The sequence below is a fragment of the Pseudovibrio japonicus genome, from assembly GCF_014651595.1.
In the GTDB taxonomy this organism is placed as follows: Bacteria; Pseudomonadota; Alphaproteobacteria; order Rhizobiales; family Stappiaceae; genus Pseudovibrio; species Pseudovibrio japonicus.
Genome location: NZ_BMXE01000009.1, coordinates 43,075 through 56,070, shown reverse-complemented (window position 1 = coordinate 56,070; position 12,996 = coordinate 43,075). Strand labels below are relative to the sequence as shown.

11 protein-coding genes are annotated in these 12,996 nt (G+C 54.4%); 6 read left to right on the top strand and 5 right to left on the bottom strand.

The window, feature by feature from the left end; translation table 11 throughout:
• Nucleotides 1–127: 127 nt before the first annotated feature.
• A complete protein-coding gene (locus IE076_RS19815) occupies nt 128–1,291 on the bottom strand; it encodes an acetyl-CoA acetyltransferase (RefSeq protein WP_189438531.1) in 1,164 nt (387 codons plus the stop codon).
• Nucleotides 1,292–1,651: 360 nt separating this feature from the next.
• Between IE076_RS19815 and IE076_RS19810 the strand changes: the two genes are divergently transcribed.
• Together IE076_RS19810 and IE076_RS19805 are read left to right on the top strand one after the other, a co-directional pair.
• Entirely contained in the window at nt 1,652–2,566 is a 915-nt protein-coding gene (locus tag IE076_RS19810; protein WP_189438530.1) for a glycosyltransferase family 2 protein, read from the top strand.
• A gap of 118 nt (nt 2,567–2,684) precedes the next feature.
• Nucleotides 2,685–3,647, top strand: a complete 963-nt coding sequence (locus IE076_RS19805) for a glycosyltransferase family 2 protein (protein ID WP_189438529.1) — start codon at nt 2,685–2,687, stop codon at nt 3,645–3,647.
• A 60-nt stretch (nt 3,648–3,707) separates the two neighbouring features.
• Here IE076_RS19805 and IE076_RS19800 read toward each other — a convergent pair whose 3' ends face one another.
• The 3 genes from IE076_RS19800 to IE076_RS19790 form a co-directional block, all read right to left on the bottom strand.
• On the bottom strand, nt 3,708–4,976 hold the full coding sequence (locus tag IE076_RS19800) for a tetratricopeptide repeat protein (protein WP_189438528.1): 1,269 nt from the start codon (nt 4,974–4,976) through the stop codon (nt 3,708–3,710).
• Between the two features lie 168 nt (nt 4,977–5,144).
• A complete protein-coding gene (locus IE076_RS19795; RefSeq protein ID WP_209009313.1) occupies nt 5,145–5,567 on the bottom strand; it encodes a VOC family protein in 423 nt (140 codons plus the stop codon).
• A gap of 131 nt (nt 5,568–5,698) precedes the next feature.
• Complete coding sequence (locus tag IE076_RS19790; protein WP_209009311.1) at nt 5,699–6,826, bottom strand: glycosyltransferase family 4 protein; 1,128 nt, start codon at nt 6,824–6,826, stop codon at nt 5,699–5,701.
• 233 nt (nt 6,827–7,059) lie between these two features.
• Between IE076_RS19790 and IE076_RS19785 the strand changes: the two genes are divergently transcribed.
• On the top strand, nt 7,060–8,277 hold the full coding sequence (locus tag IE076_RS19785; protein ID WP_189438630.1) for a TIGR03862 family flavoprotein: 1,218 nt from the start codon (nt 7,060–7,062) through the stop codon (nt 8,275–8,277).
• Here the strand turns inward: IE076_RS19785 and ftrA are convergent.
• Entirely contained in the window at nt 8,268–9,257 is a 990-nt protein-coding gene (ftrA, locus tag IE076_RS19780) for a transcriptional regulator FtrA (protein ID WP_244649738.1), read from the bottom strand. The two genes, IE076_RS19785 and ftrA, sit on opposite strands and share 10 nt — an antisense overlap.
• Before the next feature lie 224 nt (nt 9,258–9,481).
• Here ftrA and IE076_RS19775 point away from each other — a divergent pair, with 224 nt between their 5' ends.
• From IE076_RS19775 to IE076_RS19765, 3 genes are all read left to right on the top strand, one after another.
• The gene (locus IE076_RS19775) at nt 9,482–9,898 is read left to right on the top strand and encodes a rhodanese-like domain-containing protein (RefSeq protein WP_189438525.1); all 417 of its coding nucleotides are present in this window, start codon (nt 9,482–9,484) and stop codon (nt 9,896–9,898) included.
• An 811-nt stretch (nt 9,899–10,709) separates the two neighbouring features.
• Nucleotides 10,710–11,912 carry a substrate-binding domain-containing protein gene (locus IE076_RS19770; RefSeq protein WP_189438524.1) on the top strand — a complete coding sequence of 401 codons (1,203 nt, stop codon included), beginning with the start codon at nt 10,710–10,712 and terminating at the stop codon, nt 11,910–11,912.
• A 176-nt stretch (nt 11,913–12,088) separates the two neighbouring features.
• Nucleotides 12,089–12,988 carry a bile acid:sodium symporter family protein gene (locus tag IE076_RS19765; RefSeq protein ID WP_189438523.1) on the top strand — a complete coding sequence of 300 codons (900 nt, stop codon included), beginning with the start codon at nt 12,089–12,091 and terminating at the stop codon, nt 12,986–12,988.
• The last annotated feature ends 8 nt before the right edge of the window (nt 12,989–12,996 follow it).

Genomic DNA, 12,996 nt, shown 5'->3' with positions numbered 1-12,996 from the left:
ATGGTCAGCTCAGGGCTTTCGGTAAAACAGTTTGTTGCTCTCCCACATTTCCATGTTGCTTTCCATAAAACACAAAAGCCCCGAGCAAACGGGGCTTTCATGCGTTTATCGATATCTCTAGCGGCGCTTACTTCAAGCGCTGCATGACGGAGACGTAGTTGGCGACGGCGGCGCCGCCCATGTTGAAGATGCCGCCGAGTTCTGCGCCTTCTACCTGAATGCCGCCCGCTTCGCCCACCAGCTGCATGGATGTGAGGACGTGCATGGAAACACCGGTTGCGCCGATTGGGTGGCCTTTGGCTTTCAGGCCGCCGGACGGGTTGACCGGCAGCTTGCCGTCCTTCTGGGTCCAGCCTTCCAGAATAGCTTTTGCGCCCTGCCCTTCTGGTACAAGACCCATGGCTTCGTACTCGATCAGCTCTGCGATGGTGAAGCAGTCGTGGGTTTCTACGAAGGACAGGTCTTCAATGCTGATGTTGGCCATGGAGAGTGCGCGCTTCCACGCTTCAGTGCAGCCTTCGAACTTGAGGATGTCGCGTTTGGACATTGGCAGGAAGTCCTGCGCATGTCCCATGCCGCGGAAGGCAACGGCCTTTTTCGCGGAAAGCGCTGTTGTGGTGTCGGTGAGGACAATCGCTGCTGCGCCATCAGACACGAGCGAGCAGTCGGTGCGCTTAAGCGGGCCAGCCACGAACGGGTTCTTATCGCTCTCATTGAGACAAAACTCCACACCGAGGTCCTTGCGCATCTGTGCGTATGGGTTGTCGACGCCGTTCTTGTGGTTCTTCGCCGCGATGTGGGCCAGCGCTTCACTCTGGTCGCCATGCTTCTGGAAGTACATGCCTGCGATTTTGCCGAAGACGCCAGCGAAACCAGCAGGTGTGTCGCCATCTTCAGGCAGGTAGGAAGCTTTGAGCAGGTTGGCGCCGATTTCCGGACCTGGTGTGGTGGTCATCTGCTCTACGCCAACAACAAGCACGAACTTGGCGTCACCTGCCTTGATGGATTTTACGCCCTGATGAACCGCTGCCGAGCCTGTTGCACATGCATTTTCAACGCGGGTGGTTGGCTTGAAGCGCAGCTTATCGTCGGCCTGCAGCACGAGGCTTGCGGTGAAGTCCTGCTTGGAGAAACCGGCGTTGAAGTGACCCAGCACAATCTCGTCGATATCTTCTGCGGCGAGACCTGCATCCTCAATCGCTTGCTTGGCAACTTTTGTTACGAGAGTCTCGACGGTCTCATCTGCCAGTTTTCCAAATGGTGTGTGTGCCCAACCAATAATTGCGGCCATGTTCTTCTCCCAAAGGACTTGATGTGGTGCCGTAAGTCTCGCCTCAAACCCGGCTCTCAAATTTGCGCAGATCGTTTCACCCCTCGGCGCCGGATGCAATCATACGGAAGTTGTAGTGAGCGGAGCTATCCGAAGGACTTTGTGCTAGGTTTCGTGGCGGTGCGCGTGATTTCTTGCTTAAGCAGACGAGTAGCTGATGGGTTTTACCAGCTGTTCAGGGCCATTGTGCCCTGCCCGCTGCTCGATCCCTTAATTGATACTGACTGGTTTCAATTAGGCAAAAACAGTCCTTCATATTGAGCGAATATCGGAATGTGCCTTGGGGAGTAAACTGTAGATTACTTAGCGTAATCCAAGAGTTTGAGGCCCGATATCTCCACCCAGAGCAAAATCATCGACATTGCAGAAAAGCGTGCCCGACAGGGGGCGCTCGCTGCTGATGGCCGCTCCGAGAAACCCCGCATCCCGCTCTCGGTTTTCATCATTGCAAAGGATGAGGAAGACCGGATCGGACGGACAATTGCCAGCTGCATTCATTGGGCTGATGAAGTCATTGTGATTGATAGCGGGTCCACGGACCGGACTGTTACGCTTGCCCAGCGCATGGGTGCGCGTGTGCTGCATCATGACTGGAACGGATACGGCCTGCAAAAGCGGTTTGGGGAAGACCAATGCCGGAATGACTGGATCCTGAACATTGATGCGGACGAGGTGGTGACCCCTGCGCTGCGCGACGAGATTCTTGGATTATTCCAGACCTCTGTTTTGATGCAGAACGATTTTTGGGAAGTCGATATTTGTGATGTGTGGCCGCATGAGAGCACTGCGGCAAAGCACGCTTATTCGCATAAACAAATCCGGCTTTATCGCAGGAGCGTTGGGCGGTTTGCTGCCAACGCGGTGCACGATACGGTTCGCCCTCCCAGTGATGCCCGCGTGGGCATGCTGAAGGGGCATATGGACCACCGCAGCATTCCCAGCATTACGTTCCACTTTGAGAAGATGAACCGTTATTCCTCCATGCAGGTGCGAGAGATGCATGGGCGGGGCCGCAGGCTTTCACGGTCCCGGCTGCTCTATGAGTTCCCCCTTGCCTTCCTGAAGGGATATGTGATGCGAGGCTACTGCCGTTATGGCTGGTGGGGCTTGATTGCCTCCACCAACTATGCGGTGGGCCGGTATTTGCGGGTGGCGAAATCCATTGAGGCGGATCTGATGGCAAAAGCTGGCAAGTCCAAGGAGGATCCAGCTGCTATGCGCCGGGATAATGGGTGAGGCCACGGTGCGTCCGGTGATGCCGTATTCGCAGTAAATACGGGATAGACAGAGGCTTAGCGCGGATTGCCATCCTACTTTGATGGTGACTAGTGTTGGCAGACAGGTGACTGGTTAGATGGCTGGACAGCAGATGCAGGACCCTCCCCCGCTTGTAAGCGTGTTGATCCCCGCGCGTAACGCCGCAAACACTCTTTGGGAGACGCTGAGCAGTCTGCGAGCGCAGAGCTTCAAAGACTTTGCCGTTGTGCTGGTGGATGATGCGTCCAGCGATGATACGCGGGCGATCGGCGAGCATTTTGTGGAGTACTTTCCTAAAGGCCGCTTCCAGATTCTGCAGGGTCCGGGGAAAGGAATTTCTGCTGCGCTTAATCTGGGTCTTGCTGCCATTCAAAGCCCGTTGGTGGCGCGCCTTGATGCGGATGATCTTTCAGAGCCGCTGCGGTTGGAGCGGCAGTTGCGGATTATGGACCGCAATCCTGATTGGCTTCTGTGCGGGACAGAGGTTTCGGTGATTGATGCGGACGGGCAGGTCATTGACCAGATGGAGTGCCCGAAGAGTTCGGTGGAGATCCGTAAACGTCTTTATGAGAAATGCTGCCTGCACCATCCGACCATTATGTTTCGCCGTGATATAGTGACGGCGGTCGGCGGGTATCGATCGCAATTTGATGGTGCCGAAGACTATGACCTTTATCTGCGTTTGCTGGAGGTTGGGAAGATTGGCGCTCTCAATGAGCGGCTTGTGCGGTATCGGCTGCATCCCGGCCAAGTGACGGCCAGCATCGGGCGTCCTTACCGGCTGGTTGCTGATATGGCACTGCTCGCGGCTATCGCTCGCTTTCATGGTGAGGAGGAGCCCGCGTTCACAAAGGAGACGCTGGCGACCGACTTGGGACATGCTTTGCGCGCGGAAATCAAGCAGCGCGGGTTTACGTTTCTCTCTCCCAAAGTGGCGCGGCATGTGGCTCACCGGATCAAAAAAAGCAATGCGGGGATGGAGCGCCTAAAGGGCTTGCTCTTCGCTCAAAACGCAAAGGCGCGCAACTACAAGGAAGCGGCCAAGGCACTGCTGGTGTGAAGGCTGTGCTCACTGTGCCTGAGTGGGTTGTACTTGTATGACCTTTAGGCGACTTAGTTTCTAATCACTGTGGGCTTCGATCCACTCACGCGCCATTCGTTGCCCTTCAGTGATTTGTTCGGGGGTGAGACGCTTCATGATTTCGGTGCGATTTCTTAGCGCCAGTTGATTACCTTGGTTTGCAGCAAGGCTATGCCACATGTAGGCTCTCACAAAATCTTTCGGTATCCCATCACCCAATAGATACATTACGGCTAAATTATTCTGAGCATCACTATCACCAAGTTCGGCACCCCTGCTAAACCACTCAAACGCTTCCGCAGTATCCTTTTGCACTCCAGCACCGTTTACATACATCAAACCCAAGCTGTTCTGCGCCACATAGGAACCATTTCGTACAGCTTTCCCAAACCACTCAAACGCTTTGGTGTAGTCTTGCGCTACTCCTTCACCCTTTACGTAAAGTAATCCCAGATTATGCTGTGCCATATGTACCCCGTTTAGCGCAGCCTTCTGGTACCATTCGAACGCTTTGGCGTAGTCTTGGCGCACCCCATTGCCCTTTTCGTACATGGCGCCTAAGTTGCTCTGGGCTTCACTATCACCAAGTTCGGCGCCCCTGCTAAACCACTCAAATGCTTCTGCATAATCCTTTTGCACTCCAACACCGTTTAGATACATTAGACCTAAACTATTTTGCGCTTTCGGATTATGATTGAGTGCCGCTTTACGATACCATTCGTGCGCTTTGGCGTAATCCTGCGGGACTCCTTGGCCATAAGAATACATAGTACCCAAATAATTTTGAGCACGCCCCAAGTCATTCGCGGCTGCCTGGCTAAACCATTCGTAGGCTTTGGCGTAGTCCTGAGGCATCCCCTGGCCATTGTAATGCATAAAACCTATGTGATATTGCGCTTTAGGATGTCCTTGCGTGGCTGCTTGGGTAAACCACTCAAGCGCTTTGGCGTAATCCTGTTGCACCCCTTGGCCGTTGTGATGCATAACACCAATATTGTACTGTGCGCCAGAAGAGCCCTGTGCTGCTGGTTTGCGATACCATTCAAGTGCCTTCACATAATCCTGCTCTACGCCTTCGCCATTGGCAAATGCCACACCTAGACGAAAGTGAAGACGACTATCACCAGTTGCATTCGCTAATTCGATGCAGGAGGATAGGTTCTCTTTATTTTTCCCCACAGGATCATGTCGGCATTCTTCAAGAGTTTGCGAACCTGCCACCTTGTCCCAGCCAATAAAAGCGAAAACAGACAATAAGAAAAGCAAAGCAAACAGAGACAAAAAGAATAGCAATTTCTTGTGAAGCATGACTCCCCCTTGTCTTTAATTGTAACTACGTAAGGTTACATTTTGCAAATCCAATTTCTGTTGCAGCCCAGACCCTACTGGTGCGAGGCTGCTATCACAATACTTCGACAACTTGCGTGGTCCAGCGGAGCATCCTGTCCGAGGGATGCGCCTCTTCAGACTTGCGCTTTAGGTTGGCTTGGTCCACTGAGCCAGCTCAATGGTGATTTGTTCGGGACCGGATATGAACACCAGCTTTCTGTCATTGAACTCCATCACATCCGAGCGGGCTTTAAATCCGGCGGCCTGAAGTTTGGCCAGTATCTGGTCGAGATCTTTGACTGCAAAACACAGGTGGTTGTAGCCCGTCCTGCATAGGTTTTCGGGGTGTGGTTCGACATGGGGCTGCGGGTTGCGATAGTGCAGCAGCTGGATCTCGAAGCGTGGGGTGTGCCCTTTCAAAACCAGCGTGATGTGATCGGCCTCCAGATCTGGAATATTCATGTAGTTGGAGAGGACGGGGCCGGAAATCACCAGCGCCTTTGCGACCTCAAAATTGAGGAGGGAGAAGAAGGAACGGGCCTCATTCAAGTCACGGACAACTACTGTCATGTGGTCGGGATGCATTTCCTTCTTCTCCTAAGTTATCCATCTTACCTGTCTTGTCTGAGTGGCCTCATTTGAGCTGGGGCACTGTCTCCAGCAGGCTAACCGGCGGTGCAGATCTTTGCTCCGCTCGGGCCTCACTCAGAGACCAGCATGTGGTCGATCATTCCCTGTATTTTGTGAGAGCCGCTGACGAAGTCATCCCAGAGGCTCATGAGCGCATCATCGTAGTTTTCTGCGATCTGCTGGATGTTAAAGAGGCGGAGCACCCTTTCGCGCCCGGCCTTTGCCATATCCTGACGTAGCGGTAGATTGTCTGCGAGATCGAGGAGCGCTGTTGCGATCTCTTTGGGGGCTCTTGGATTGATCACCTTGCCGGTTTCCCCTACCGCCTCCCATAGGCCGCCGGAGTGTGTGGTGATGACAGCGGCGCCGCAGCTCATGGCTTCAATGGCGGTGCGGCCAAATCCTTCGGCCACAATGGAGGGCACCACGGCAATGGATGATCTGGCGACCCTTTCCTGAACATCAGGCGCGCTGAGATTGGATTCAATGGACACGCTGTCCGCACGGCTTGAAAGCATTTGGCGAAGTGCGTTTTCCGTTGAGCGTTCGCCTTCGTCTGTAACGGCCAGGACAAGGTTCAATTTCCAGCCTGCACGCTCCAGTCGGTCGGCACACGCGAGCCAGGCCTGGGCCAGGTCAAAGACGCCTTTGTCTTCGCGGGCTCTGCCCACGTAGATTACCGCGTTCTCCTTGGGGGCTGGCGCCCACATCTCGCAATCAATTCCGTTCGGGACAACCACGCTGCGCGCCCTTACGCCGGTGAAGTTCTCACAGAAGTTATTGCGGGCATCTTCGCCGACCCAGATGATGCCAGCGAGGCGATTCATTTTGCGGGTGTACTTCCAACGCTTGTAGGCGCTGTTGCGCTCAAACCTGCCGTGGCGATGCAGGACAACGGGTGTGCCGGGAAAGTCGTTGATGATCTGAAATGCGGTTTCAAGATGCTGGTGCACCACGATCAGGTGCGGTCCGAACTCTGACAAAGGATCGTAGAATTTGGCGGGGCTCGGTTTTCCGCCCGGTGCAGTTACAGGAAGAACATCAACATCATCAAACAGATCCTCCTCACCGCCAGCAAAGATGCGCAGGTTTCTTTTGTTCTGGCTGTGCAGGGCCAGCTCGTGAGCGCACAGGTCGATTGATGTGGCCCGAGACTGGCAAAAGTGCATGTTACGCGGCATTACAATTGCAGTTCTCAAAGCGGCCCCCAGTATAGTGTTTGCATCCAGCAAAGCTGGAAGTGCGGGGGCTGTACATTCCTTAAAAGTCTTCCTGCCAAATTTGGGGGCGTTTCTTTAAGGAGGTATTCTCCGAGTGATCTTGCTTTCCTACATCTGTGTGAGAGGTCGCGCTTGACGCTTGTATTTGGCGAAAAACAAATGCATTAGAGCTGCGGTTGTGGCTGATAGGAGCCTCAGCGGTCTTGAGCAGAATGGATGGGTCTTTGACAAAGCGCGTTGCAATCATCGGAGCAGGTCCGGCTGGACTATTTGCCGCTCAACATCTGGCGGAAGCGGGATTGTCTGTGAGCTTGTTTGATCAACGTCCTTCACCTGCGCGCAAGTTTTTGATGGCCGGTCTTGGTGGTCTTAATCTGACGCACAGCGAGCCGTTGGAGGCGTTTCTTGGCCGTTACCGCCCTGCTCATGCGCAGTTGCTGCAGTCCGTGCGTGACTTTCCGCCTGCAGCGCTGCAGGACTGGAGCGCAGGATTGGATGAGCCGACCTTTGCCGGATCGAGTGGCAAGGTGTTCCCCAAGAGCTTTAAGGCCTCCCCTCTTTTGCGCAGATGGTTGAGGCTGCTCGATCAGCACGGTGTGACGCTGCACTCCAACACCCGTTGGCATGGGTTTGATGAGGACGGCGCGCTGCTTCTTCAGGAAGGTGAAGGGCCGATCCAGTCCCAAGCGTTTGATGCAGTGCTGCTGGCACTTGGCGGTGGGTCCTGGGCGAAACTTGGGTCTGATGGGTCGTGGGTTTCTATTTTGCGTGAACATCAGATTGGGGTGAAGGAGCTGCTGCCTGCCAATTGCGGGTTCGAGATTTCTTTTTCCGAGCACTTCAAAGAACGCTTCAAGGGCACGCCGCTGAAAAAGATTGCCGTTTCACACGCAGGCAATCGTGTTGTTGGTGATGCCATGCTGGATGCCACTGGCATTGAGGGCGGTGTTGTCTATGCGCTTTCTGCTGAATTGCGCGATGCGGTGCTTGCGAATGGCACGACGCAGATTGAGATTGACCTGAAGCCGGATGTTTCTGCTAACAAGCTTACTGCCAAGCTGGCGCGTCCGCGTGGCAAACAATCCATGAGCAACTTTTTGCGCAAAGCAACGGGTCTGCCAGCCGCTGCCATTGCTTTGATGCGCGAGGCTGGTCCGCTACCTGCAGAGCCAGAGGCGTTGGCGGCGCTCATTAAGGCCTTGCCGTTGCAGGTGACCGCGCCGCGGCCTATCGACCGCGCCATCTCCAGCGCGGGCGGTATTTCGTTTGATGAGATCAACGAGCATTACATGCTTACCAAGTTACCCGGTGTATTCGTGGCGGGCGAGATGCTGGATTGGGAGGCACCGACGGGCGGCTATCTGCTGCAAGCTGTTTTTGCAACAGGTCGTTCTGCTGCTCTTGGCATCGCATCCTATCTTCAAGACTGACGGGTCTGGAACTGGCGTCTGTACGCTGTCGGCGTTGTGCCGTACTTGCTTCTGAAATGGTGACGCAAGGTAGCAGCTGATCCAAAGCCGCTGAGGTGGGAGAGCTTTTCCATGTCTATAGTCTCTTCCGCCTCCAGCAGATGCTTTGCCGTTTCCAGCTGCTTGGCGCGTCGCCATTCAGCTGGCGCCTGCCCGGTGACCTTCGAGAACTTGCGGATGAAGGTGCGCTGGCTCATGCCCATCAACTCGGCCATTTCCGGCACCGACATGGTGTAGGCACGCTTTTTCTCCAACTCTTCGAACAGTGATGCAAAGCGTTTGCTTTCTCTTTGGTCCGGCACGGGTTGCTCGGCAAACTGGGTTTGTGTTCCTTCTCTGAATGGCGGTGCCACTAGTCGTTTGGCGACACTGTTGGCGATCTGTGCGCCATAGTCCTGTCGGATGATATGGAGCGCCAGATCCATACCTGCTGCGCTACCAGCGGAGGTGAATACGCGGTCGGTTTCAGAGTAGAGCCGGTCCTCCTCCACGTTGATCGCGGGGAACTCTGATTGCAGCGCCTGAGCGTAACGCCAGTGGGTGGTGGCTGTGCGGCCATTGAGCAGGCCTGCCTGTGCCAACACAAACGCTCCGGAGCAGATGGAGGCAAGACGTGCGCCGCGCTGGTGGGCTTTGCAAAGGGCGACGATCAGGTCTTCCGGAACGGGCGTTTCAATGCCACGCCAGCCGGGGATGATAATGATGTCTGCTCGTTCCAGTGCTTCCAGCTGCTTTTCGGCTTTGATCTCCAATCCGCCTGCTGCGCGTAGTGGGCCGTCCTCAATAGCAACCGTCTCGTATCTGTACCAGTTGCTGCCAAACTCCGGTCTGGGCAAGCCGAACAGCTCGTAGGTCTGGCCGAACTCGAAGGTGCACAGGCCGTCATAAATGAGCGTTGCAACCAGTGGGCCTTCGGGCTTGTGAGAGGACATGGAAACCATCAAAAAATCCTGCGGAAATGAATTTGGCGTAATTTTTACGAATATAGTCATTCAAGCCAGTTTTCTGCAAGCGGGAAATTCTTCAGATTACAGGGGCAGGCGAAATTCCTGTCATCACTGAATGCGGCAGAGCGGTGCACCCATCGCGTAAGCTGCTTTAAAGACAACCCTTTTGGTGCCCCGTCCCCCTTATCGGGGCACCATGACGTTTTTTGGAGAGATTTATGTCCTCACGCGCACTTGAATATTCCGCTGCCGACCCGACGTTCGCCCTTGCACACTTTGGTGCAAAGATTCAGGTCGAAACAGATTGCACTGATGTGCAGGCTGATCTGGTGGATGGCACCGCAGGTTTTGTCTTACTTGATGTTCGCGGTCCTAACGCTTTTGCCAGAGGCCACGTGGATGGTGCGATCTCTTTTCCTTACCGCAATATGACAGAAGAGAGCCTTGCCAAGTGGCCGATGGACACCGTGTTTGTGGTCTATTGTGCCGGACCACACTGTAACGCTGCGGACAAGGCGGCCTATAGGCTCTCGCAGCTGGGGCGCCCTGTGAAGCTGATGCTCGGTGGTGTGACAGGCTGGATTGATGAAGGCTTTGAGCTGGCTTCTTTGCAGAACGCAGAAGCGGTGGCGTAGCTGTCAATCCTCGCAGACCGCGCGCGATTGCATGCAGACATAAAAAAGCACCGAGGTGGGAGGTGACCTCGGTGCTAAACAAAACAGGTCTCAAAGACCGCTTGGGGGGAGGAGATGCGGCCTTTCAAATCGTCGGGGCAAGACAACCCGTTTTGAGAAAGGATGGCCTACCAAGCAATGGAAGCAAGCCATCCTTAAGTTGTTCACACAGTGAAATGCGAATAATCCTAGATCAGGACTTATTATTGTTTTTATAGCGCTGACTGCAAAGCAGCCAATACTTAACGACACCTAATAGAATATTATTTTTATTGTTCCTGAAGGTACCAGTATCTTGTTATCATCCGGTTGCCAGATATGGTGAACAAACACTTAGCTGACCGCCGTTGAAGACTCGCGACCTAAAGGCTAATTAAGGTGTTAGCAGGGCAAAATGTGGCGTTTTGGTGGCGCAGAATCGTCAGCTTGTCGCAGTCGAAAGCAACGTGTTTTCAAAGACCTGCGTGGGATGGCGTCCGCTCAGCATTCTTTCTTGTAGAAAAAAAGTTATCGCAACTATTTGGCGCCCGCCACCTTCCAAATAGTGTTTTACTTGATGTTTGAACCGGATAATCCGAAGTCCGTCGAAGCAACGGCAAATACAAATACTGGAATCAGATCTTAATGATTTGGCATAGTCCGGAATCATTGACTCCTTCCTGAATACATGCGTCAACTATCTTTACGTTGTTTAAGGTTTGGCTTCCGACGTCTTTAAAAAAGGACACTTGCATTGCAGGAGGCCCCGGGACAGCGCGGGAGGGGTTTCATTATGTATAAATTAGTTCGGGCCACGGCGCTTAGTCTGGCGGCCAGCGTATTTGCACTTTCATTTTCATCCAGTATTTCTTCAGCGGAAGAGCCAATCAAGATCGCCCATGTCTATGGCAAAACAGGACCTTTTGAGGCCTATGCCAAGCAGTCCCATGTGGGTCTGATGATGGGGCTGGAATACGCCACAGGCGGCACCATGGAGATTGATGGCCGTAAGATTGAGGTAATCGAGAAGGACAGTCAGCTCAAGCCGGATATCGGGCGGGCCATGCTTGCCGAGGCCTATGGCGATGATGAGGTTGATCTGGCCGTGGGGCCGGTTTCTTCCGGCGTCGCGCTGGCCATGCTGCCGGTTGCGGAGGAATACGAGAAGCTGCTGATTGTGGAGCCAGCTGTTGCTGACAGCATCACCGGCGCAAACTTCAACCGCTATATCTTCCGTACCTCACGCAACTCCTCTCAGGATGCGATTGCAAATGCTGTGGCACTTGGTCAGGACGGTGCTTCCATCGCAACCCTGGCTCAGGATTATGCATTTGGGCGGGATGGGGTTTCCGCGTTCCGCACAGCCATTGCCAAAACCAATGCCAAGCTGGTGTTTGAAGAGTATGCACCGACGGACACCAAGGACTTTACCGCCAGTGCCCAGCGCATTTTCGAGGCGCTTAAAGACCAGCCGGGACGGAAGTTTCTGTTTGTGATCTGGGCTGGTGGCGGCAATCCGCTGGCAAAGATCAATGCGATGAACCCGGAGCGTTACGGCATCGAGATTGCGACAGGCGGAAATATTCTGGCAGCGCTGAAGGCCTACAAGGCCATGCCGGGTATGGAAGGGGCGACCTACTATTACTACGAGATCCCGAAAAATCCGGTGAACGACTGGCTAGTGAAGGAGCATGAGGCGCGTTACGACGGCCCACCTGACTTCTTTACCGCTGGCGGTATGGCGGCAGGCATTGCGGCTGTGGAGGCGATCCGCAAGGCAGGTTCAACAGATACGGAAGAGCTGATTGCGGCGATGGAAGGTATGGAGTTTGAGGGGCCGAAGGGACTGATGAAGTTTCGCGCCGAGGATCATCAGGCCTTGCAGTCCATGTATCACTTCAAGATCCGCGTGGACCCTGAGGTGGAATGGGGCATTCCTGAATTGGTGCGGGAGTTGACCATCGAGGACATGGATATTCCAGTGCAGAACCAATAGCTGCCAAGTTTTGCATCGCTTCAGGGGGGAGCGGAATCCTTCGCTTCCTCTCTCAAATCTCAAAATATAACGCTCTGAACCTGTGGGGTTTTTCTGCACAATCGCCGACCTCATCCGCGGCAGCAGTTTAGCAACCTCGCCGGTCTGTCAGAGCGCCGAAGAGCGAAGTACAGGCCATGGATATTATCATCAAACTGTTTTTGCCGCTTTCGCTGGCGTTCATCATGTTCTCCCTCGGGATCACTCTGACATTGCAGGACTTTAAACGCGTGGTGCAGATACCGCGAGCGTTTAGCATTGGTATGCTCGGGCAGTTGGTGCTGCTGCCAGCGTCTGCCTTTCTCATCTTACAGGTGGTGGAGCTGGAGCCGGCCATGGCGTTTGGCGTGATGTTGCTCGCCTTTGCTCCGGGCGGGGTGACCTCCAACATGCTGACGCGGTTTGGTGGTGGGTCGGTTGCACTAGCTGTTTCCATAACGGCGATAACCAGTGTGCTGTGCGTTTTGACGGTGCCGGTATTTGCGGCAGCGGCGGCGAGCCATTTCCTCGGTGCGGCGATGCCCAAGATCGATGTGACCTCCATTGGAATTTCCATGGCACTGATCACGGCTGTGCCGGTTGCCACGGGTTTGGCTGTCAATCATCTGGCTCCCACTTTCGCCTCGACGATCTCCAAGGTGGTGGAGATCGTCGCCTCTGTGCTGTTTGTGGTGATCGTGCTCGGGGCGCTTGTGACCAACTGGTCGGTGCTGATGGAGAATATTCTGGAGCTGGGGCCAGTGCTTGTTTTGCTGAATGTGGTGATGCTGACGATTGGGTATGGCGGGGCGAAGATGATGAAGCTTTCCCATCCTGATAGCGTTGCCATTGCCATGGAGGTGGGCGTGCAGAATGCCACGCTGGGGATCACGGTAGGTGCTCTGATTGCCATGAGCAGCGAAGCCTTGCCGCCCTATAGTCTGGCCTCCGGCGTTTACGGCATCACCATGTATGCCTGTGCGTTTCTCTTTATCGGCTGGCTGCGCTGGAGAGCCCGGAAAAATCCGGAGCTACGCCCGCAAAGTGAAGCCTCTTAAGAAGCAGG